Annotated in this window: 24 protein-coding genes and 1 pseudogene; 10 read left to right on the top strand and 15 right to left on the bottom strand. The window is 42.9% G+C overall.

The genetic code is table 11. The features are described from left to right. Positions 1–83: 83 nt before the first annotated feature. From recG to nrdR, 13 genes and pseudogenes are all read right to left on the bottom strand, one after another. Complete coding sequence (recG, locus tag ADH52_RS00135) at positions 84–2129, bottom strand: ATP-dependent DNA helicase RecG (protein ID WP_275043168.1); 2046 nt, start codon at positions 2127–2129, stop codon at positions 84–86. Continuing rightward, on the bottom strand, positions 2120–3223 hold the full coding sequence (alr, locus tag ADH52_RS00130) for an alanine racemase (protein WP_049488307.1): 1104 nt from the start codon (positions 3221–3223) through the stop codon (positions 2120–2122). The genes recG and alr overlap by 10 nt, the downstream gene beginning before the upstream one ends. Then, positions 3213–3575, bottom strand: a complete 363-nt coding sequence (gene acpS / locus ADH52_RS00125; RefSeq protein WP_049488305.1) for a holo-ACP synthase — start codon at positions 3573–3575, stop codon at positions 3213–3215. The genes alr and acpS overlap by 11 nt, the downstream gene beginning before the upstream one ends. Positions 3576–3619: 44 nt before the next feature. After that, on the bottom strand, positions 3620–4651 hold the full coding sequence (locus tag ADH52_RS00120; protein WP_000864048.1) for a 3-deoxy-7-phosphoheptulonate synthase: 1032 nt from the start codon (positions 4649–4651) through the stop codon (positions 3620–3622). Between the two features lies 1 nt (position 4652). Next, positions 4653–5684 carry a 3-deoxy-7-phosphoheptulonate synthase gene (locus ADH52_RS00115; RefSeq protein WP_049488303.1) on the bottom strand — a complete coding sequence of 344 codons (1032 nt, stop codon included), beginning with the start codon at positions 5682–5684 and terminating at the stop codon, positions 4653–4655. A gap of 80 nt (positions 5685–5764) precedes the next feature. After that, positions 5765–8278, bottom strand: a complete 2514-nt coding sequence (gene secA, locus ADH52_RS00110; protein WP_049509295.1) for a preprotein translocase subunit SecA — start codon at positions 8276–8278, stop codon at positions 5765–5767. A gap of 145 nt (positions 8279–8423) precedes the next feature. After that, positions 8424–8711 carry a hypothetical protein gene (locus tag ADH52_RS00105; RefSeq protein ID WP_049509293.1) on the bottom strand — a complete coding sequence of 96 codons (288 nt, stop codon included), beginning with the start codon at positions 8709–8711 and terminating at the stop codon, positions 8424–8426. Between the two features lie 32 nt (positions 8712–8743). Beyond that, a pseudogene (locus ADH52_RS11580) lies at positions 8744–9078 on the bottom strand (hypothetical protein). An 84-nt stretch (positions 9079–9162) separates the two neighbouring features. Further along, entirely contained in the window at positions 9163–10473 is a 1311-nt protein-coding gene (der, locus tag ADH52_RS00095) for a ribosome biogenesis GTPase Der (protein ID WP_001207696.1), read from the bottom strand. A 13-nt stretch (positions 10474–10486) separates the two neighbouring features. After that, positions 10487–11200: an NADPH-dependent oxidoreductase gene (locus ADH52_RS00090; protein ID WP_049509291.1), complete on the bottom strand. Its 714-nt coding sequence runs from the start codon at positions 11198–11200 to the stop codon at positions 10487–10489. After that, on the bottom strand, positions 11197–12093 hold the full coding sequence (dnaI, locus tag ADH52_RS00085) for a primosomal protein DnaI (RefSeq protein WP_049488296.1): 897 nt from the start codon (positions 12091–12093) through the stop codon (positions 11197–11199). Before dnaI ends, ADH52_RS00090 begins: the two co-directional genes overlap by 4 nt. After that, entirely contained in the window at positions 12094–13263 is a 1170-nt protein-coding gene (locus ADH52_RS00080) for a replication initiation and membrane attachment family protein (protein ID WP_049488293.1), read from the bottom strand. After that, the gene (gene nrdR / locus ADH52_RS00075; protein ID WP_001203672.1) at positions 13264–13737 is read right to left on the bottom strand and encodes a transcriptional regulator NrdR; all 474 of its coding nucleotides are present in this window, start codon (positions 13735–13737) and stop codon (positions 13264–13266) included. A gap of 139 nt (positions 13738–13876) precedes the next feature. Between nrdR and ADH52_RS00070 the strand changes: the two genes are divergently transcribed. Genes ADH52_RS00070 through ADH52_RS00060 form a run of 3 tightly spaced genes read left to right on the top strand, consistent with a single transcriptional unit; the run spans position 13877 to position 15722 of the window. Further along, positions 13877–14242, top strand: coding sequence for a GntR family transcriptional regulator (locus ADH52_RS00070; protein ID WP_020903240.1), 366 nt, complete (start codon positions 13877–13879; stop codon positions 14240–14242). 4 nt (positions 14243–14246) lie between these two features. Further along, a complete protein-coding gene (locus tag ADH52_RS00065) occupies positions 14247–14942 on the top strand; it encodes an ABC transporter ATP-binding protein (RefSeq protein WP_000054197.1) in 696 nt (231 codons plus the stop codon). 15 nt (positions 14943–14957) lie between these two features. Further along, positions 14958–15722, top strand: coding sequence for a hypothetical protein (locus tag ADH52_RS00060; protein WP_049509288.1), 765 nt, complete (start codon positions 14958–14960; stop codon positions 15720–15722). 31 nt (positions 15723–15753) lie between these two features. Here the strand turns inward: ADH52_RS00060 and ADH52_RS00055 are convergent, their stop codons facing one another. Beyond that, positions 15754–16449, bottom strand: coding sequence for an LrgB family protein (locus ADH52_RS00055; protein ID WP_001288952.1), 696 nt, complete (start codon positions 16447–16449; stop codon positions 15754–15756). Continuing rightward, on the bottom strand, positions 16446–16820 hold the full coding sequence (locus ADH52_RS00050; protein WP_000781325.1) for a CidA/LrgA family protein: 375 nt from the start codon (positions 16818–16820) through the stop codon (positions 16446–16448). Before ADH52_RS00050 ends, ADH52_RS00055 begins: the two co-directional genes overlap by 4 nt. 282 nt (positions 16821–17102) lie before the next feature. Here ADH52_RS00050 and ADH52_RS00045 point away from each other — a divergent pair, with 282 nt between their 5' ends. The 7 genes from ADH52_RS00045 to queF all read left to right on the top strand — a co-directional run bounded on the left by ADH52_RS00045 (position 17103) and on the right by queF (position 20651). Further along, positions 17103–17483 (top strand): MarR family winged helix-turn-helix transcriptional regulator, encoded by a 381-nt coding sequence (locus ADH52_RS00045; RefSeq protein WP_049488288.1) that lies wholly within the window; start codon positions 17103–17105, stop codon positions 17481–17483. A 99-nt stretch (positions 17484–17582) separates the two neighbouring features. Then, a complete protein-coding gene (locus ADH52_RS00040; RefSeq protein WP_000570256.1) occupies positions 17583–17804 on the top strand; it encodes a DUF4649 family protein in 222 nt (73 codons plus the stop codon). Positions 17805–17819: 15 nt separating this feature from the next. Further along, on the top strand, positions 17820–18134 hold the full coding sequence (trxA, locus tag ADH52_RS00035; protein ID WP_001029581.1) for a thioredoxin: 315 nt from the start codon (positions 17820–17822) through the stop codon (positions 18132–18134). A 201-nt stretch (positions 18135–18335) separates the two neighbouring features. Next, the gene (gene queC, locus ADH52_RS00030) at positions 18336–18989 is read left to right on the top strand and encodes a 7-cyano-7-deazaguanine synthase QueC (protein WP_033684847.1); all 654 of its coding nucleotides are present in this window, start codon (positions 18336–18338) and stop codon (positions 18987–18989) included. Continuing rightward, the gene (gene queD / locus ADH52_RS00025) at positions 18989–19432 is read left to right on the top strand and encodes a 6-carboxytetrahydropterin synthase QueD (protein WP_000464576.1); all 444 of its coding nucleotides are present in this window, start codon (positions 18989–18991) and stop codon (positions 19430–19432) included. The genes queC and queD overlap by 1 nt, the downstream gene beginning before the upstream one ends. Then, positions 19425–20141, top strand: a complete 717-nt coding sequence (gene queE / locus ADH52_RS11450) for a 7-carboxy-7-deazaguanine synthase QueE (RefSeq protein WP_049488285.1) — start codon at positions 19425–19427, stop codon at positions 20139–20141. Before queD ends, queE begins: the two co-directional genes overlap by 8 nt. A gap of 18 nt (positions 20142–20159) precedes the next feature. After that, positions 20160–20651 (top strand): preQ(1) synthase, encoded by a 492-nt coding sequence (gene queF / locus ADH52_RS11445; protein ID WP_000082579.1) that lies wholly within the window; start codon positions 20160–20162, stop codon positions 20649–20651. The last annotated feature ends 60 nt before the right edge of the window (positions 20652–20711 follow it).

Below are 20711 nucleotides of genomic sequence, written 5' to 3'. Positions count from 1 at the left end.
TACCGTACTCAAGTACAGCTTGCGGCTAGCTTCCTAGTTTGCTCTTTGATTTTCATTGAGTATAAGATTTCCTTAGAGAAAGCTTAATCTAGATGTTCTTTCTTTTCCAAATGAAGGGCAATCATGCGCCATTCTGGATCCTCTTGCCAAGCTTCTATCGAACTAATGTAACTAGCAACTTTTCTGGCTTCTTCTAAAATCGGAAAATCTTCGATAATATCAGCCACTTGGAATTCTGGAAGTCCTGACTGTCTGGTTCCAAAAATCTCACCAGAACCACGCATTTTCAAATCTTCCTCCGCAAGGACAAATCCATTGGTCGTTTCTGTCATGATGCGCATGCGGTCTTTCCCAGAATCCGTCTTGGGATTGGCAACGAGAACTGCATAAGACTGCTTATCTCCCCGACCAACACGACCTCTGAGCTGGTGAAGTTGGCTGAGCCCGAACCGATCGGCATCCATGATAATCATAACGGTCGCATTGGGAACATTGACCCCAACCTCGATAACCGTCGTCGAAACCAGAATATCCGTTTTTCTCTCTTTGAACTCCTGCATAATCTGGTCTTTTTCGTCACTCTTCATCTTACCATGTAGAAGAGCCACCTCTGCCTTACCAGCAAAATGAGCCGTCAATTCCTCTGATAAGGCAATGGCATTTTTCAAATCCAGAGCTTCTGATTCTTCAATCAAAGGAGAGATAACATAGGCTTGTGAACCTTTTTTAATTTCCCCCTCTAACCAAGTCAAGACCTGAGGTAATTGCTCATGTTTGATCCAGCGTGTCACAATAGGTTTCCGTCCTGCTGGCATCTGGTCGATAATGGAAACATCCATATCGCCAAAGGCTGTGATAGCCAGCGTCCGTGGAATAGGAGTCGCTGTCATCATGAGAACATCTGGATTGTCGCCTTTTTCCCTTAGAATACGCCTTTGCCCCACACCAAAACGGTGCTGCTCATCGATGATAATCAAACCCAGGCGATTATAATCCACCCCATCCTGAATCAGAGCGTGGGTTCCGATAATCAAATCAGCATCACCCTTGGCAATAGTCTCCAAGACTTCTCTCTTTTCTGCAGCTTTCAAGGAACCTGTCAAAAGAGCCAGTTTCAAGTCTGGAAAAAGGTTCTGTAAACTCTCAAAATGTTGCTCTGCGAGAATTTCTGTTGGTACCATGAGGGCTGATTGGTAGCCAGCTGTCACTGCCGCAAACATAGCCAAACCAGCGACTACCGTTTTTCCGCTCCCCACATCTCCTTGTAGGAGACGATTCATGTGGTGATCGGACTTCATGTCGGTCAAAATTTCCTGCAAACTCTTTTCCTGAGCTGGGGTCAGGGCAAAAGGAAGGCTTTCTTTGACAGCTGTCACTTTTTCCTGAGACCAGTCCAGGACCAGACCGCTTCCCTGAACTCTATTTTCAGACTTGAGCGTCTGTAACTGCATTTGGAAATAAAAGAGTTCCTCAAACTTGATACGGCGAAGGGCCTGCTTGTATTCTGCCAAATCCTTAGGAAAATGCATGGCGCGGACTGCCTGACAACGGGACATGAGTTTGTATTTGTCCAGCAAAGACTGGGGAAGATTTTCCTCAATCAAGAGGTCCAGTCCCTGATCAAAAGCCGTCTTGATGACCTTGACCAGACTGGCCTGACTGATTCCCTGAGACAAGCGATAAACAGGCTGGAGGTCATCTTCCACCTGAGCCAGGACCTTCATCCCAGTCAAACTAGCCTTGGCACGGTCCCATTTTCCAAAGACGGCAAGGGTTGCTCCCAACTCTATCTTATCAGCTAGATAGGGCTGGTTAAAGAAATTCACCGCAAAAACGACTTCTCCTTGCTTGAGGCTAAAGCGCAGACGATTGCGCTTGAATCCATAATACTGGACACTGGCAGGAGTCACGACTTGACCAGATAGGACTGCCTTCTCCCCGTCCTCTAGTTCCAATACTTGCTTGGTTTTGAAGTCTTCATAACGGAAAGGAAAGTAGAGCAAGAGGTCTTGCAAGTTTTCAATTCCTAGTTTGGCGTATTTTTCTGCTGACTTTGGTCCCACACCAGGCAAGACATGCAAGGGTTGATGTAGATTCATGCTCCACTCCTTTCGTTGGTTTAATGATATTCTCTCGGAATGCGGTCGCTGAGAAGACAAACCACCTCGTAGTTAATAGTCCCACGGTAGGTCGCTACCTGAGTAGCCGTTATCTCCTTACCCTCGTTAGAACCAATCAATGTTACCTTGGTTCCTAAGGGATAAAGCTTAGGCAGACGAATGGTGATTTGGTCCATAGATACTCGCCCAACGATTGGGCAAGCTTGTCCATCTACCAAGACAAAAAAATTCTGCATGTCACGTGTCCAACCATCCGCATAACCGATTGGCACCGTCGCAATGACTTGCTCGCTGTCTGCCTGATAGGTCGCTCCGTAGCCCATGCAAGCTCCGGCTGGAACTGTCTTGACATGAACCAGAGCAGACTCCAAGGTCAAGGCTGATTTTAAATCATAAGGGAGATTTAAAACTTCTCCGCTGGGATTCAGGCCATACATAGCGTCTCCCATACGAACGGCGTTAAAAATAGTCTCTGCATGCCAAAGAGTCGTTGCCGAATTGCTGGCATGAACCAGCTCTGGAAGACCTTTCATACTTGACAGAATGGTTTTAAACCGTTCTAACTGGGCATTAAAGTAGTCATCTGATTCCTCGTCTGCAGTAGCAAAGTGGGTAAAAATCCCTTCAACACGAGCACCGTGTTGTTGGAGCAAGTCTTGAGCCTGCTCAGCCTCACAAGCCTCTCGAAAACCAATTCGTCCCATTCCTGAATCAATCTTGAGGTGAACTGTCAATCCAGTTAGGTCAGCTTCCTTATCTAACAATACTTGAATCCACTCCAGTCCAGCCACTGTCAAGGTGATGTCGTATTCTTTAGCTAGAGCAACAGCTTCGATTTCAGAAACTCCTAAAATGAGGATTCGTTTGCCGAGTCCAGCATGTCTGAGTTCAATGGCTTCATCAATATTCGAAACGCAAAAGCCATCAACTTCATCCTGAATCGCCGTCGCAACAGCAACAGCTCCATGCCCATAGGCATTAGCCTTGACTACTGCAAATTTGAGCGTTCCTTCAGGGATATGAGCCCCCATTTGCTGAATATTTTGTCGAATAGCTCCCAGATGAATCAGAGCCTTGGTTGGTCTATGTGGACTAGCTTTCATGATTTTCCTCCAAAATGACACTGGCTGTCACAAACTGATCGGTATGGCTGATAGACAGCCAAATCTTTCCTGAAAATGGTGACTGACTAAAATAAGGCGCCCCGCGTTCATTGTTCAAGACTTCTAAATCCTGAAAACTGAGCTTGCCAATACCAGTTCCCATAGCCTTAGAAAAGGCTTCTTTAGCCGACCAGCGACCAGCTAAATATTCGATTTTCCTGCGCCCTTTAAGACTGTTAAACCACTCCATCTCCTTAGCTGTCAGCACGCGCTTAGCAAAACCTTCATGTCGTGTAACTGCGCTTTCTATCGAAGCTAATTCTTCGATGTCAATTCCATGTCCAACTATCATTCTCATCAAAAGGAGTTGAGATTCCCCAACTCCATCCTTTTCACTTATTTTGTCAAGGTAGCATAGATTTCTTCTACCAAGGCCTCTGTATTTTCCCAACCTAGACAAGGATCGGTAATAGAGCAACCAAAGACCTCTGGTTGGTTTTGACGACCATCTGCTAGGTAGGATTCAATCATAAAGCCTCGAACCGTCTTTTTGATTTTCTCATTCCAATCACGATTTTGCAAGGTCTGGCGAACAATTCGAATCTGCTCCATATATTGCTTGCCTGAGTTATCATGGTTGGTGTCGATGAGGATAAAGGGATTTTCAAGTCCCATGGCTTCATAGCGCTCAATGGCATTTAGCAAGGTTTCATAGTAAAAGTTAGGCTCATTTTTCCCATATTCATTGACTGCGCCACGAAGGATGACGTGGGCCAAGGGATTTCCTGAAGTCTCAACTTCTTGACCATGGAAGAGGAAGGTTTGTTTGTTTTGAGCGGCATAGATACCGTTAAACATAACCCCAAGATTTCCTGAGGTTGGATTTTTCATCCCGACTGGTGCATCAATTCCTGAAGCTACAAAGCGGTGCTCTTGGTCTTCTACAGAACGAGCACCCACAGCATGGTAGCTGACCAAATCATCTACCAAGACCAGATTTGACGGATAAAGCATCTCATCTGCCGTTGTCAAACCAGTCTCTGTAATCACGCGGTAATGCAACTGGCGAACAGCCTGCAAGCCGTTAATTAAACTTGGAGCCTTAGAGGTATCTGGCTGGTGAACCAAACCTTTATAGCCGTCTCCGTTGGTACGAGGTTTAGCTGTATAAACACGCATAACCATGAAAATCTTGTCCGCCACCTTCTTTTGCAAGGCAGATAAACGACGGGCATATTCCAAGACAGCCTCTTCATTATCAGAAGAGCAAGGACCAATCACCAAAAGGATCCGGTCATCTTCTCCTGAAATGATGTCTGCCATTTCTCTATCACGACGCTCCTTTAGTCGCAAGGCTTCCGCAGACAATTGGGTTTCTGCCTTGATTGCTTCAATATCGATTTCTTGACCTTTTTCAATAAATGCCATCTTATTCTCCTAACGTTTGGTAGATTTCTCTGACGAGGACTTCCGTATTTTCCCAGCCAAGGCAAGGGTCTGTGATAGACTTGCCAAATACTTCTGGTTCGTTTTGACGGCCGTCTTCTAGATAAGACTCAATCATAAAGCCACGAACGTACTGCTTGATTTTTTCATTCCAATCACGATTGATTAAGGTCTGGCGGACAATTCGAATCTGGTCCATATATTGCTTGCCAGAATTGTCATGATTGGTATCCACGATGATAAAGGGATTTTCCAAGCCCATTTTCTCATATTGGGCAATGGTATCCATCAAATTATCATAGTAGTAGTTAGGAATATTCTTACCATACTCATTGATCGCTCCACGAAGAATGGCGTGCGAAAGCGGGTTTCCCGTTGTTTCCACTTCTTTTCCTAGGAAAAGGAAACTCTGTTTGTTTTGAGCAGCATAAATCCCATTAAACATAACATTGAGATTTCCAGATGTTGGATTTTTAAAGCCAGTCGCGAAATCTGCCCCACTTGCCACAAAGCGGTGTTGCTGGTCTTCAACTGAACGAGCACCAACTGCCATGTAAGAAATCAAATCATCTACAAGCGGAAGATTTTCAGGATAAAGCATTTCATCAGCTGTTGTCATACCTGTTTCTGTGATAACACGATAGTGAAGATGGCGCACGGCTTTAATTCCGTTGATGAGGCTAGGGGCTTCTGTCGCATTAGGCTGGTGAATCAAGCCCTTATAGCCATCTCCGTTGGTACGGGGTTTAGCAGTATAAACACGCATAACCATAAAAATACGGTCTGCCACTTCTTCTTGCAAAGCTGCCAAACGCTTAGCGTACTCAAGAACAGCTTCTTCATTGTCAGATGAGCATGGCCCGATTACCAAGAGAATCCGCTGGTCTTCTCCACGTATAATGGCTTCTAGCTCTTTATCGCGCTGTGATTTTCTCTCCAAAGCTTGGCCTTCTAATTTTGACAAGGCACGAACTTCTTCAATATTAATTTTAGGACTTTTTGCTGTAAATACCATAACTCATCTCCTTATAAATCAAACGGATACCAAGTAAAAATTTACTTTTCACAAGGTATCCGCCTCTAAACTATCTCATTTTATTGTCTTTTACCGTGACAGTTTTTAAACTTCTTACCAGAACCACATGGGCAAAGTTCATTCCGTCCAATCTGGCTCAAATCCAAATCTTCTGGTATATTTGCTTGGTGGGCAGCGATATTACGAGTCGCTGTTGTACTGATATGGTGTTCTGCTTGTGGTCTTTCTTGTTCATGAATTTGTGCTTTCATCATCAAGCGTGTCACATCAAACTCAATCGAACCAATCATGTCATTAAACATACGGAAACCTTCTGCCTGATACTCAACAACAGGATTGTTCTGAGCATAGCCACGAAGTCCAACCGCGTTACGCAATTGATCAAGGGCATCGATATGATCTGTCCACTTGTTATCCACCACTCGTAGAATCAAGACTTTTTGGAATTCTTTAACTGCTTCTTCATCGCGTAGTTTTGAAACCTGACTATCGTAAACCTGCAAGGCACGTTGGAAGAGTTCTTCCTTAATTTCCTTATCAGACAAGCCTGACAAATCTTCCATCGTAATAGAATCTTCTGGAAGCAAGTTGTACTTAGCAAAGTTCAAAATTGCTTCGAGTTTTTCATCTTGTTTGGCACGCGCATGACCATCAACGACACGACCAATCGTGCGTTTGATCATTGACTGAATTTCAGGTGCCAAATCACGGTCTGCAGTGATAACATCGTAACGTTGAGCGTAGATAATCTCACGTTGTTCACGCATGACGTCATCGTATTGAAGGACTTGTTTACGAGTATCGTAGTTATTTCCTTCGACACGTTTTTGCGCTGCCTCAACCTGACGTGTCAACATACGAGACTCAATGGCCTCTTCAGACATGTTCAAGCGTTCAAAGATTCCTTTCAAGCGTTCAGAACCAAAACGTTTCATCAAATCATCTTCAAGAGATAGGTAGAATTGTGACTCACCTGGGTCTCCTTGACGACCTGAACGTCCACGAAGCTGATTATCGATACGACGGCTTTCATGGCGTTCTGTACCAATAACACAAAGTCCTCCAAGTTCGCGAACTCCTTCACCAAGCTTGATGTCGGTACCACGACCAGCCATGTTAGTCGCAATGGTAACAGCACCACGTTGACCAGCATTCATGATGATTTGGGCTTCTTTATAGTGGTTTTTGGCATTCAAAACTTCGTGAGGAACGCCAGCTGCAACCAACTTCTTAGAAATGTAGTCACTGGTTTCAACCGCTACTGTACCAACCAAGACAGGCTGACCTTTTTGGTAACGAGCCTTAACGTCTTCGACAACCGCCTTAAACTTAGCCTCGATACTTGCATAAAGAAGGTCTGAGTGGTCAATACGCTGAACAGGACGGTTTGTTGGGATTGGAATAACACGAATATTGTAAATTTCACGGAATTCTTCTTCCTCAGTCTTACCTGTACCCGTCATACCAGACAATTTCTTGTACATACGGAAAAGGTTTTGGTAAGTGATTGAGGCAGATGTCTTGGTTTCATCCTGAATTGGCACACCTTCTTTAGCTTCAATAGCTTGGTGCAATCCATCAGAATAACGACGACCTTCCATGGTACGACCTGTAAATTGGTCAACGATCAAGATTTCTTGTTCTTCGCTCACCACATAGTCAATATCGAGAAGCATGATGTAGTTAGCACGAAGGGCGTTATCGATAAAGTGAGTCAGAGCTACGTTTTCGATATCATAGAGGTTTTCAAGCTTGAAGTAGCTTTCAGCCTTGTCAATCCCTGAATCAGACAAACCAATAGTTTTAGACTGCACATCGATGATGTAGTCGTCTTTGTCCAAAGATTTCACATAGTGGTCTGCCATGTGGTAGAGCTGACTAGTTTCAACCGCATTAGCACCTGATACGATCAAAGGTGTACGCGCCTCATCAATCAAGATTGAGTCAACCTCATCGACCAAGGCATAGTTAAGCGGACGTTGTACCATGTTTTCAGCGCGAACGACCATGTTATCACGAAGGTAGTCAAATCCGATTTCTGAGTTGGTTGAGTAGGTAATATCACACTCATAGGCTTCTTTTTTCTCCATTGGAGATTTGGCAGCCAAGTTAATCCCTACTGACAAGCCAAGCCATGAGTACAATTCACCCATTTCAGTCGCGTCACGTTCTGACAGGTATTCATTGACCGTAACTACGTGAACCCCTTTACCTGAAAGGGCATTGAGGTATACCGGCATGGTCGCAGTCAAGGTTTTTCCCTCCCCTGTACGCATCTCTGGCACGTCACCATGGTGAAGAACGATTCCCCCCATGACCTGAACCTTATATGGGAAGAGACCTAGGACACGTTTAGCACCTTCACGGACAACCGCAAATGCTTCATAAAGCAATGAATCCAGTGATTCTCCATTTTGATAACGTTCTTTAAATTCAACTGTTTTTGCTTTTAGTTGGTCATCTGTCAAAGCAGCCATTTGGTCTTCGTATTTGAAAACCTTGTCAGCCATCTTTTCCAGACGACGGATTTCTCCTTTATCATTTTCGATAATTGTTTTTAAAATATTAGCCATGTTTTTCCTTACTTTAAATTCCGAATATTTTAGAATGTTCTTTTAATTTTAGCACAATTACTGATTATTTTCAAGGAAGAATCCCCATTTTGAAAAGGAAAAAGAGGCTAGTTTCCAAGCTAACCTCTCTGATTTTTATGATACTTTAATTGCCAAAAATCGGCAAAATCGCAAATAGGATAAATAGATTTATCCAAAGAGAAAGACAACAGATAAGTCCAAAAACAAAGAGACTGACTTTCTTGGACAGCAAGGCCATCAAAATCGACAGAATTCCAAAAACTAGCAAGATTTTCTGCATAACGAAGATGTCAATCGTTATCCCCAGAATCGGACTGCCCCAAGGAAGAAAGAAGAAAGCCAGCCAGATCAGCAGAACTAAACCAATATAGAATTTAGAATATTGTGTAATAAATGATTTTAGACGTGTCATAAGCTACCTCCTATCAACACAAACCATATAAATCAATGCCTTCCGCCTTTAGATTGTCCTAGTTCCCGTCTCAAGCGAAACATGTTTTTGAAAAAGATATAGGTTAACCAGTCACTGCCTAGAGATAAGACTATCAGAAGCAACCAAACACCCCAATCACTAGCATCTGATACATAATCTAGAACAAAAGGGAAAAATAAGAATGAAAAAATTGTCATATCCATGCTAAACAGAGCTAAAAGGGAAATATAAATCCAGTAAAAATAGTATAAGATGGGGAAAATTTACTATCTCTGTTGGCCTTTTCAATCCAGCTGAAAAAGTAAAAACAGGGAAATAGGATTATCAATTTAAACAAATGTTTCATCACCAGCCCCCTCTATTTGATAGCGTTTTCTTTACCTTCATTCTATCAAAAAAATCTGGAAATGTCATTCCAGATTCTACTTTTTTATTTGCGTTTTCTTGCGATGAGATGGATTGGTGTTCCCTCAAAGACAAAGGCCTTGCGGATTTGATTTTCCAAGAAACGCAAGTAAGAAAAGTGCATGAGTTCTTCTTCGTTGACAAAGATGACAAAGGTTGGTGGTTTGGTTGCCACTTGGGTCGCATAGAAAATCTTAAGTCGTTTTCCTTTGTCTGTCGGTGTTGGATTGATGGCAATAGCATCCATAATCACATCGTTCAAGACAGCTGATGGGATACGTGTGTTTTGACTTTCGCTGATTTGCTTGATCATCTCAGGCAGTTTGTGGAGACGTTGCTTGGTCAAAGCAGATACAAAGATAATCGGTGCGTAAGGTAGATATTGGAACTGCTCACGGATATCTTCTTCCCAGTTTTTCATAGTGTGGTTATCTTTTTCAAGTGTATCCCACTTATTGACCACGATAATCATCCCTTTACCAGCTTCATGGGCAAATCCTGCGATACGCTTGTCGTATTCACGAATGCCTTCTTCCGCATTAATGACCATTAAGACCACATCTGAACGGTCAATAGCACGCATGGCACGCATGACAGAATATTTCTCGGTATTTTCATAAACCTTACCAGACTTACGCATACCAGCCGTATCAATCATGGTAAACTCTTGACCATCTGTATCTGTAAAGTGGGTATCAATGGCATCACGTGTTGTTCCAGCAACAGGACTAGCAATAACACGGTCTTCTCCCAAAATAGCGTTAATCAAGCTTGATTTTCCGACGTTAGGACGACCAATCAAGCTAAACTTAATGACATCTGGGTTTTCTTCTTCATATTCATTTGGAAGATTTTCTACGATGGCATCTAGCACATCCCCTGTACCGATACCATGGACAGATGAGATAGGCAGTGGTTCACCCAAACCGAGAGCATAGAAATCATAGATATCATTTCGCATCTCAGGGTTGTCCACCTTGTTAACCGCGAGGATAACTGGTTTGTGGGTCTTATAAAGTTTACGGGCTACGTATTCGTCTGCATCGGTAATCCCTTCCTTACCAGACACGACAAAGACGATAACATCGGCTTCTTCCATGGCAATTTCTGCCTGGTGCTTGATTTGTTCCATGAAAGGAGCATCGACATCATCGATTCCTCCTGTATCAATCATGCTAAAGGAACGATTGAGCCACTCACCCGTTGCATAGATACGGTCACGTGTCACTCCTTCGACGTCTTCTACAATGGAGATTCGCTCACCAGCGATCCGATTAAATAGGGTTGATTTCCCAACATTGGGACGTCCTACAATGGCAATAGTTGGTAGGGCCATAATTTCTCACTTTCTACAATAACTTCTTCTGTTCAAGATTTTTTCTAGTTGAGCTTGGTTCAGCTTGACCAAACTGTTCCGCTAGGCGCTGACTCCAGCTTGTGGTCGCACGCGCCCCAGCATAGTCCGCCTGTACACGATCATAAGCTTCAATCACATCAACTGTTTGTTCCTGATATTCTTCCTCAAAGACAACATTCTCTAGTGGCAGTCTTGGTTTCACATCATGATTTTGATTTGGCACACCCAGTGCCATCCCAAAGACAGGATAGGTGTAGTCAGGCAGGTTAAAAAGCTCTGCCACTTCTTCTGACTTGTAACGCACCAAGCCAATAATGACACCACCATAACCCAAGCTTTCAGCTGCCAACAGAGCATTTTGACCAGCAAGAGCCGCGTCGACTGAACTAATCAAGAGGCCTTCCACACCTTGAGGTTGGAATGAGTCGGTATGAAGTCGAGCTCCCTTTTCTGCACGGTTCAAATCTCCGACAAAAAGAAGAAAAACAGCAGACTGGCGAATGGCTTCTTGAGGCACCAATTCATACAAGGCATCCTTCTTCTCTTGACTTCGTACTACAATCACAGAGTAGGATTGAAAATTCTTCCAAGACGAGGCCATCTGAGCTGCTGTCAGGATTTCAGTCAAGTCTTCTTGAGGAAGGACTTGCTCCTTAAATCTTCGAACAGATTTATGAGCTTTCATCAGTTTAATCGTTTCTGTCATCGGCGGTTCACTCCTTCTAAACGAGTCTCCTCAGCCAAATAACGGATGCGTTCCATGACCCTTCTAGCTTCCCAGGTTTCGTCATTTCCATGCTTCCCTTTAGCGAAATGCTGCTCCAAATCATCAAAGTTGAAGTTGGATGTGAAAAAGGTCGGTAAATCTTCCTGCATACGGTATTGGAGAATGACCTGCAGGATTTCGTCACGCACCCAAGCTGTTGACTGCTCGGCACCAATGTCATCTAAAATCAGGACTTCAGAAAGCTTAAGCTCATCCACCAAGGTCTTCACATTGCCATCACCGATAGCATTTTTGACATCGATGACAAAGCTAGGATAGTGGAGGAGAGTTGATGAAACACCACGTTTTTCTGATAAATCATGGGCTAAGGCAGCCACCATGAAACTTTTACCCACACCAAAGTCTCCATAGAGATAGAGACCTTTTCGAATAGTTGGATATTGCTCCACGAAGGCTAATAGCTTTTCAAAAACTGGCAAGCGACCCAAATCATCCAAGTCAACTTGAGCTAAACTAGCTTTCCTGAGACTGGCTGGCAGATTGATTAACTTGAGACGGTTCTTAATAGCCGCTTCTTTTTCCGCCGCGATTAGTTCAGGAGTTTCTTCATATGAAACATCTGCATAGCCATGATTCATAACCAAAATCGGCTTGTATCCTTTGGCAATATAATCCGTATCCCCACGGAGAAATTTGTCACGCTCGGTGATATACTGATTAAACTTGGAGATACTGCGATTTAATTCCTCTGGAGTCAAGGATTCTTGCTGGATAAAGGCCGCAACATCAGGATCCTTCATGATTTTCTGGACCAAATCTTGATAATGAAAACGGCTAGGTTGACGTTTGAGTACGTCTCCGACACTTTCCATCTAATCTCCTCCTTTTTCTAATCGAGCTAATAGTTCTTGTTTCTTACGTTCTAGTTCCAGACGAGTTTCCTCGCTGGTTTCATTCTTATAATCTGGGTTACTCCACTTGGGTACATTGGACTTGGTAGGACTGGGTTTACTGGCCTTTTGAGCCTGATTCTTCTGTCCTCGTTCACGAATGCGCAAGACTGCCTCTTCTGCCGAATGTATCTTTTGATAGGCATAGTCATTAGCCACCTTCATGGCATATTTCTCATTGATATTTGCCGAATCGACCTTATTAAAGGTCAATAAGAGAATGATATTGATGACTTCGTCCAGCAAGCCCAAGCCAGCCATTTGTTGCAAGAGTTCTCTTTCTGTTTGGGTAATGGTCCCCTTGCGTGTCTGCTTGATTTCTGCCAAGAACTGCAAGGCGGTTTTACTTTTTGCTTCTTTGATAATGGTTGCTTCCTTAGGACTAAAGTCAGAGGAAACAGGTTTTTGAGCGATTTTTTCCCGCATTCGTTTGGTTGAAATAACCTGAGAAACAGCTGTTGACTTGGCCAATTGATAGGTTTCAAACCAAGTCCATTTCTTCTCCTCGGCAATGGCAAAGAGGTTTAAGACATCGGACTGCTCATCCGCAAAACGAAGCCCATCTCGAGCCATAAGCTGACGAAAATGGTCTAAGTCAAAATCGTTGGCCACTTTCTTCTTGAGACTAAGGTCTTCTTGACTTCCCAATTCAGCCAAGTCTGGAAAGACTTGATTGAGTGAGACAGGTATTTCTTCTCCCTCAGCACTCTCAACATTCAAATCCTCCACAGCTGCATCGCCTATTTTCTTCTCCAAAAGTCTGCGATAAACAGGATGCTCCAAGAAATCTTGACTTGAAAGAGGAGCATGGATAACTATCTGATAGGTATCACCCTTTTGATAGAGGGTCAAGAGATTGAAAGCAGATAGGATTTTCAAGGATTTTAAAAGTCTGTCCATCCCAAAATTGAGATGATTGAGAATGCTTGAAAAAAGGTATTCCTTTCTGCCATTATCCCAAAAACTGATGGTATAAAGATAAAGGCTCAGTGCCTCCTGACCGATAATCGGGAGGTAGCACTGTACCAGAGATGAGGTATCTTGCGACACCCGATTATTCTTTAGATAAGAAAAACGGTCAATTGGCTTCATTTATCTTTCCTTTTTCTTTTTAGAGGACTGGGTGATTTGTTGGAGCAGGCTCTCTAACTCACTGACATCCTTAAAACTACGATAGACACTGGCAAAACGCACATAGGTAATCTCATCCAACTCAGCCAACTCCTCCATGACGAGTGAACCAATGTCCTCACTTTGAATTTCATTTTCATTTCGACCACGGAGTTTCTGTTCGATACGATTGACTACCATGTTTATTTCATCACTTGACACAGGACGTTTCTGGGCTGAGCGGATAATCCCATTAAAGATTTTATCTCTGGAGAATTGTTCCCGTGTGCCATCTTTTTTAACAACCACTAAGGTTCTTTCTTCTACTCGTTCGTAGGTTGTAAAACGGTGCTGGCATTCGTCGCACTCACGTCTTCTACGAATGGTGTTCCCTTCTTCTGCTTGGCGACTATCGATAACACTTGACTTGGTAGCCCCACATTTTGGACAACGCATCCTTTCCCTCCTTATCGTTTTCTTTTCATTATACCATTTTTTAAGCGATTCCCAAAACAATTCTTCTTTTTGCTTGACAAGTTTTTTGTTTTGTTGTATTATTTAATTAAGACAAAAGGATAAAAGAAAGGAGATCAAGATGTCCTGGACATTTGACAACAAAAAACCCATTTATTTACAGATTATGGAGAAAATCAAGCTTCAGATTGTTTCCCATACACTGGAACCCAATCAACAACTTCCAACCGTGAGAGAGCTAGCTAGCGAGGCTAGTGTCAATCCAAACACCATCCAAAGAGCCTTGTCAGACCTTGAACGAGAAGGATTTGTCTACAGCAAGCGCACAACTGGACGATTTGTGACTGAAGATAAGGAACTGATCGCCCAATCACGCAAACAATTATCGGAAGAAGAATTGGAACACTTCGTTTCCTCCATGACCCATTTTGGCTATGAAAAAGAAGAACTACCAGGCGTAGTCGGCGATTATATTAAAGGAGTTTAAGCCTATGTCATTACTAGCATTTGAAAATGTATCCAAATCTTATGGAGCAACACCAGCCCTTGAAAATGTTTCTCTTGACATCCCAGCTGGAAAAATTGTTGGTCTTCTTGGTCCAAACGGCTCAGGAAAAACAACCTTGATTAAACTAATCAATGGCCTCTTACAACCAGATCAAGGACGTGTCCTCATCAACGACATGGACCCAAGTCCAGCAACCAAGGCCATCGTAGCTTATTTGCCGGATACGACCTATCTCAATGAGCAAATGAAGGTCAAAGAAGCCCTAACCTACTTCAAGACCTTCTATAAAGATTTCAATCTGGAACGTGCCCATCATCTACTTGCAGACCTAGGTATTGATGAAAATAGTCGTCTCAAGAAATTATCAAAAGGGAATAAGGAAAAGGTACAACTGATTTTGGTTATGAGCCGTGATGCTCGTCTCTACGTTCTAGACGAACCCATTGGTGGGGTGGATCCAGCAGCCCGTGAGTATATCCTCAATACCATTATCAACAACTACTCCCCGACTTCTACCGTTTTGATTTCTACCCACTTGATTTCTGATATCGAGCCAATCTTGGATGAAATTGTCTTCCTCAAAGACGGAAAAGTCGTCCGTCAAGGAAATGTAGATGATATTCGCTATGAGTCAGGTGAATCCATTGACCAACTCTTCCGTCAGGAATTTAAGGCCTAAGCAAAGGAGATTATTATGTTTTGGAATTTAGTTCGCTACGAATTTAAAAATGTTAACAAGTGGTATTTAACCCTCTACGCTGCTGTTCTCTTCCTCTCTGTTCTTATTGGAATTCAGACACAATCCTTAATAAAATTACCTGAAAAAAATCTATCTGTTCTACTTGTTTTTCTATCTACTGTCTTTGGTGGTTTGATGGTTACACTTGTGATTTCAACTATCTTCTTGATTATTAAACGCTTCAAAGGTAGTGTCTATGACCGACAAGGCTATCTGACTTTGACCTTGCCAGTTTCTGAACATCATATCATCACAGCCAAACTAATCGGTGCCTTTATCTGGTCTATCCTTAGCTCCACCGTACTAGCTCTAAGCGCTTTTCTTATTGTGACTATAACGGTTCCAGAATGGATGTCAAATTATGACTTTATTCCACTTGTAAGAACATACCTTCCTCAACTCTCTCTTGTGGGGTTATCCTTCCTACTAAATACCATTTCTGGAATCCTCTGCATCTACTTGGCTATTTCCATCGGACAACTTTTCAACGAATACCGCACAGCACTCGCTGTTGCAGCCTACATTGGTATCCAAATCGTCATTGGCTTTATTGAACTCTTCTTCAATACCAGTGCTAACTTCTATGTCAATTCTCTAGCAGGATTTAATGATAATTTCTATATGGGAGCAGGTACGGGCATTTTTGAAGAACTCATTTTCATAGCTATCTTTTACCTCGGAACCTACTATATCTTGAAAAACAAGGTTAATTTACAATAAAAAATGCCCAGCTAAAAAGCTGGGTTTTGATTTAACTCAATATCAAACTGGCTACGATAGGGCTGACAAAGACATAGAGAATACCGGTAACACCGATAGCCAAACCACCCATGGCTCCTGCTACAGAGCCATATCGAAAGGCTGTTCCCGTTCCGACAGCATGACCTGTTCCTCCAAGGGAAAGACCAACAGCTACTGGGTCATCAATTTTCAACCACTTCAAAAGGGTTGGGCCGATGACACTGGTTAAAATCCCAGTCGCCACTACAACCACCAAGGTCACGGTCGTCAAACCTTGCAATTTTTCTGTGATTCCCACTGCCATGGCGGTTGTTACTGACTTAGGAAAGAGAGAAATGGCTAGGAAAAAGTCCATTCCAAAAATCTTAGCTACAAGGGCTGTGAAAGAGGTATTGACAACTACTGCTAACAGACTACCAAAGAGAATACTCCGTGCATGGTGCTTCATCAAGTGAAAACTCTTATAAAGCGGAATCCCTAGAGCCACGGTCGATGGAACAATCAAGTTGTTCAAATAAACCCCACCTTGGTAGTAATCTTGGTAAGAAATACCCGTCACCTTTAGAAAGATAATAATGAAAACAGCTGACAAAAGCAAGGGCGTTGTCAATGGATGGGGAAAACGTCTGTAAATCAGCATTCCCACTAGATAAGCTAGGATAGACAGGGCAAGCCCAAACAGGGGATTGGAAACAAATTCACTCATTTGGCATCTCCTTTCTCATAATCTCCCTCAAACCGTCTCTTGATGAACTGAACTACCAAGGCTATGAGGATAATATTGATGACTGCTGCAAAAAAGACAATCAAAACAATTGGCAAAAGATAGGGAGCAATCACATCAAACTTCTCCATGATTCCCACTGCTGGCGGTAAAAAGAGAATGGTCATATTGGCCAGCAAGAAATTCCCCACCATGTTGACATGCCTAGTTCTCAGCCACTTGAATTGTAGGGCTAGAAAAAGAATAATCAAACCGATAATACTGCCTGGGATGGGCAAATGAAAGAAACTAGAGATTCCCTCTCCGATTAGAGAAATCACAAAGAGAATCATTAATTGAACATATAATTTCATCCTAAACTCCACGAAATAGACTTCTTGCATACCAGTTTACTCTTTTTTCAGAAAATTTCAAGGAAATGCACAAGAGTTGATGAAAGTTTGAGAAGAAAGGGGATACAAACAATTCTTGACTTGTGAAAACAGGCATGATTTAGGATAAAATATTCCAGCGTCCTTCTTGCCAGCTCTTTTGAAAAGTAGTATAATTATTGCATGCGCAATCATCTTGTAATACAGAGACTGTCCGTAAATGGACTTTCTTCTATTTACAACTCTAAAAAGAAAGGAGATACTATGACCTATTTAGAAAAATGGTTTGACTTCAATCGGCGTCAGAAAGAAATCGAAAGTCTCTTGGAAGAGACAATTGCCCAGCAGAGTGACCAAAGTCTGACCTTGAAAGAGTTTTACCTACTCTACTATCTGGACTTGGCCCAAGAAAAATCTCTACGACAGATTGATTTGCCTGATAAACTTCATCTGAGCCCGAGCGCTGTTTCTCGGATGGTGGCTCGCTTAGAAGCTAAAAATTGCGGTCTACTTAGTCGCAGGTGTTGCGATCAAGATAGGCGTTCTAGCTTTATCTGCCTGACAGGTGATGGTCAAAAGACACTGGCCTCGCTACAAAAGGCTGTCGAAGAAAGCTTGGAAACTAGTTTGGATTTCTTGATTTAAGATGATTTTAGAAAAAAGTTGCGTGCGCAATCATTTTTCTTGACATTCTCTTTTACAAGGAGTAAAATAAAGTCATCATTAAACAAAGGAGTTTTTAAAATGATTGAAATTACCTATCTAGATGCCAGCAAGAACGAAAGAACTGTGACTTTCGAGTCTTATGAAGATTTTGATCGTTCACAACAAGCTTGCCTTATCGGCGTCGCAGACTACTACCCAGTCCAAAAATTAACTTACAACGGTCATGATTTGGACTACCATGGGACTTATGGAGATGTCTTCTTCTATCTCATGAAACAAGATTTAAGCCAATATAACTAAAAAAGGAGAAATACAATGGCAAAAGCAATTACAGATGCAACATTCGAACAAGAAACAAAAGACGGTTTGGTCTTGGTAGACTTCTGGGCAACTTGGTGTGGTCCATGTCGTATGCAAGGTCCAATCTTGGATAAATTGTCTGAAGAACTTTCAGAAGATGTCTTGAAAATCGTTAAAATGGACGTTGATGAGAATCCAAACACAGCTCGTGCTTTTGGAATCATGTCTATCCCAACTCTTCTCTTCAAAAAAGACGGCCAAGTGGTGAAACAAGTTGCTGGTGTTCACACAGCAGAACAAATCAAGGCCATCGTTGCGGAATTGAGCTAATCACATTAGAGACCAAGTACTTTCTTTGGTCTCTTTTTTCTTGCCCTTTGCCATTTTTCAAAAAATATGCTAGACTGTAGGTAGAATATTACGATGTTTGGGACATGCCATCGCTAAAAAAAACCTCTACTTGGTATTTTTTAGCTCCCTCATGGGAGCTTTTTGCGTGCTCTGAACATTTCCCATTTTGGAAGGAGTACTATGAAACGTCAATCAGCCTTGGTCGTCTTTAGTGGCGGTCAAGATTCCACAACCTGCCTCTTCTGGGCCAAAGAACACTATGAAACAGTCGAAGCTGTCACCTTTGCCTACGGTCAACGTCATCATCTCGAAATTCAAGTTGCCCAAGAAATCGCTAAGGAACAAGGCATTCGTCATCACATCCTAGATATGTCTCTGCTGGGACAAATCACTGAAAATGCCCTGACTTCTGATATGGAGATTAAGCAAAAAGAGGGAGAGGTTCCCAATACCTTCGTTGATGGTCGCAACCACCTCTTTCTGTCCTTTGCGGCAGTTCTTGCTAAGCAACGAGGCATTAAAGATATCGTGACAGGTGTCTGCGAGACAGACTTCTCAGGCTACCCCGATTGTCGAGATGTCTTTGTCAAATCCCTTAATGTTACCCTCAACCTTGCCATGGATTACGACTTTGTTATCCAAACGCCTCTCATGTGGCTGGACAAGGCTGAAACTTGGGAGTTAGCCGATCAACTCGGTACCTTTGACTACGTTCGTGAAAAGACCTTAACCTGCTACAATGGAATTATCGGAAGCGGCTGTGGGGATTGCCCAGCCTGCCACCTACGTCAGCATGGTTTAGATGTCTATCTCTCACAGAAAGGAGAGGTCTAATGTTTTTTGCACCCAAAGAAATCAAACAAGAAACTGGGGAGTCTCTTGTCTACAATCCTCACAGAACCTTGGTATCAAAAGAGTTTACCTTTGATGCTGCCCACCACCTCTTTCACTATGAGGGAAAATGTAAGTCCCTGCACGGCCACACCTATCATCTGCAGATTGCTGTCAGTGGATTTTTAGATGAACGTGGCATGACCTACGATTTCGGAGATATCAAAGCGATCTACAAGAACTACTTAGAGCCCCACTTGGATCATCGCTATCTCAATGAAACTCTTCCCTATATGAACACGACTGCTGAAAATATGGTTTACTGGATTTTCCAAACCATGAGTCAAGAGTTACCTGATGAGCGTGGTCTTCGTTTGGAATACGTTCGCCTCTATGAAACTCCGACTTCCTTTGCAGAGTTTAGACGGGAGTGGTTAGATGACTAGGGAACGTGTCCTCAAACTACCAGTTCTGGAAATTTTTGGCCCTACCTTTCAAGGTGAAGGTCGTGCTATTGGGCAGAAAACCATGTTTGTCCGCACTGCCGGTTGCGACTACCACTGCGACTGGTGCGATTCTGCCTTTACTTGGGATGGTTCTGAAAAACCAACTCGCATGACAGCTGACGAGGTTATTGCTGCCTTGGATAAATTGGGGAGCTACGACTATGTCACCCTATCTGGGGGAAATCCTGCTATCCTAGCAGCCAACATGGCCGAATTGGTCACTAAACTCAAGGAACGTGGTGTCACTCTAGCTGTTGAAACTCAAGGCTCTCGCTGGCAAAATTGGTTAAAAGATATCGACCAGGTTACTCTGAGTCCCAAACCTCCTTCATCCAAGATGGAAGTCAACTTTGAGACCCTGGACTTTATCGTTTCCCAACTGGATCCAGACAAGGTCACCTTTAAAATCCCTGTCTTTGATGATGCAGATTTAGCCTTTGCTAAAGGAATACAAGAACGCTACCAACCAGATGTCCTTTTCTTATCTGCTGGAAATCCTGAACCCAAGGCTAGAGGCAATATTGTCCAAGACCAACTGGACCGCCTCAAAGAACTCTGGGAACGCGTCGCTGCCGACGATAGCTGGGGCAATGTCCGCGTCCTTCCTCAACTGCATACCCTCCTCTACGATAATCAACGTGGTGTTTAAGATTAGAAAGAAAAAATCATGTCACAACAAGAAGAAATGAAAAACCTCAGCCTACTGGGCAACAAAGAAACCAACTACATCTTTGACTATCAACCAGAAGTCCTGGAATCCTTTGACAATCGTCATGTGGAAAATGACTATTTTATCAAATTTAACTGTCCTGAATTTACCTCACTTTGCCCAATCACTGCTCAACCAGACTTTGCGACCATTTATATTTCCTACATTCCTGACAAGCTCTGTGTTGAGTCAAAATCCCTCAAACTCTACCTCTTTAGCTACCGAAACCACGGAGATTTCCACGAAAACTGTATCAACACCATCGGGAAAGACTTGGTCAACTTGCTAGACCCTCGCTATTTAGAAGTCTGGGGAAAATTCACTCCGCGCGGTGGCATCTCAATTGATCCCTACTACAACTACGGTAAGCCTGGAACTAAGTATGAAGGCTTGGCAGAACAACGCCTCTTCCAACACGACCTTTATCCAGAGAAAATTGACAACCGTTAATACTCTTCGAAAATCAAATTCAAACCGCGTCAACGTCGCCTTGCCGTACTCAAGTACAGC

It is taken from the genome of Streptococcus pseudopneumoniae (genome assembly GCF_001072665.1).
Lineage (GTDB): Bacteria > Bacillota > Bacilli > Lactobacillales > Streptococcaceae > Streptococcus > Streptococcus pseudopneumoniae_S.
This window is presented reverse-complemented; position numbering and strand designations above follow the sequence as displayed.

Bases quoted from the DNA above. Each gene is read 5' to 3' on its own strand.
- alr (WP_049488307.1), bottom strand. From the start codon at position 3,223: ATGAAAGCTAGTCCACATAGACCAACCAAGGCTCTGATTCATCTGGGA.
- acpS (WP_049488305.1), bottom strand. From the start codon at position 3,575: ATGATAGTTGGACATGGAATTGACATCGAAGAATTAGCTTCGATAGAA.
- ADH52_RS00120 (WP_000864048.1), bottom strand. From the start codon at position 4,651: ATGGCATTTATTGAAAAAGGTCAAGAAATCGATATTGAAGCAATCAAG.
- ADH52_RS00115 (WP_049488303.1), bottom strand. From the start codon at position 5,684: ATGGTATTTACAGCAAAAAGTCCTAAAATTAATATTGAAGAAGTTCGT.
- secA (WP_049509295.1), bottom strand. From the start codon at position 8,278: ATGGCTAATATTTTAAAAACAATTATCGAAAATGATAAAGGAGAAATC.
- ADH52_RS00105 (WP_049509293.1), bottom strand. From the start codon at position 8,711: ATGACACGTCTAAAATCATTTATTACACAATATTCTAAATTCTATATT.
- der (WP_001207696.1), bottom strand. From the start codon at position 10,473: ATGGCCCTACCAACTATTGCCATTGTAGGACGTCCCAATGTTGGGAAA.
- ADH52_RS00090 (WP_049509291.1), bottom strand. From the start codon at position 11,200: ATGACAGAAACGATTAAACTGATGAAAGCTCATAAATCTGTTCGAAGA.
- dnaI (WP_049488296.1), bottom strand. From the start codon at position 12,093: ATGGAAAGTGTCGGAGACGTACTCAAACGTCAACCTAGCCGTTTTCAT.
- ADH52_RS00080 (WP_049488293.1), bottom strand. From the start codon at position 13,263: ATGAAGCCAATTGACCGTTTTTCTTATCTAAAGAATAATCGGGTGTCG.
- nrdR (WP_001203672.1), bottom strand. From the start codon at position 13,737: ATGCGTTGTCCAAAATGTGGGGCTACCAAGTCAAGTGTTATCGATAGT.
- ADH52_RS00070 (WP_020903240.1), top strand. From the start codon at position 13,877: ATGTCCTGGACATTTGACAACAAAAAACCCATTTATTTACAGATTATG.
- ADH52_RS00065 (WP_000054197.1), top strand. From the start codon at position 14,247: ATGTCATTACTAGCATTTGAAAATGTATCCAAATCTTATGGAGCAACA.
- ADH52_RS00060 (WP_049509288.1), top strand. From the start codon at position 14,958: ATGTTTTGGAATTTAGTTCGCTACGAATTTAAAAATGTTAACAAGTGG.
- ADH52_RS00055 (WP_001288952.1), bottom strand. From the start codon at position 16,449: ATGAGTGAATTTGTTTCCAATCCCCTGTTTGGGCTTGCCCTGTCTATC.
- ADH52_RS00050 (WP_000781325.1), bottom strand. From the start codon at position 16,820: ATGAAATTATATGTTCAATTAATGATTCTCTTTGTGATTTCTCTAATC.
- ADH52_RS00045 (WP_049488288.1), top strand. From the start codon at position 17,103: ATGACCTATTTAGAAAAATGGTTTGACTTCAATCGGCGTCAGAAAGAA.
- ADH52_RS00040 (WP_000570256.1), top strand. From the start codon at position 17,583: ATGATTGAAATTACCTATCTAGATGCCAGCAAGAACGAAAGAACTGTG.
- trxA (WP_001029581.1), top strand. From the start codon at position 17,820: ATGGCAAAAGCAATTACAGATGCAACATTCGAACAAGAAACAAAAGAC.
- queC (WP_033684847.1), top strand. From the start codon at position 18,336: ATGAAACGTCAATCAGCCTTGGTCGTCTTTAGTGGCGGTCAAGATTCC.
- queD (WP_000464576.1), top strand. From the start codon at position 18,989: ATGTTTTTTGCACCCAAAGAAATCAAACAAGAAACTGGGGAGTCTCTT.
- queE (WP_049488285.1), top strand. From the start codon at position 19,425: ATGACTAGGGAACGTGTCCTCAAACTACCAGTTCTGGAAATTTTTGGC.
- queF (WP_000082579.1), top strand. From the start codon at position 20,160: ATGTCACAACAAGAAGAAATGAAAAACCTCAGCCTACTGGGCAACAAA.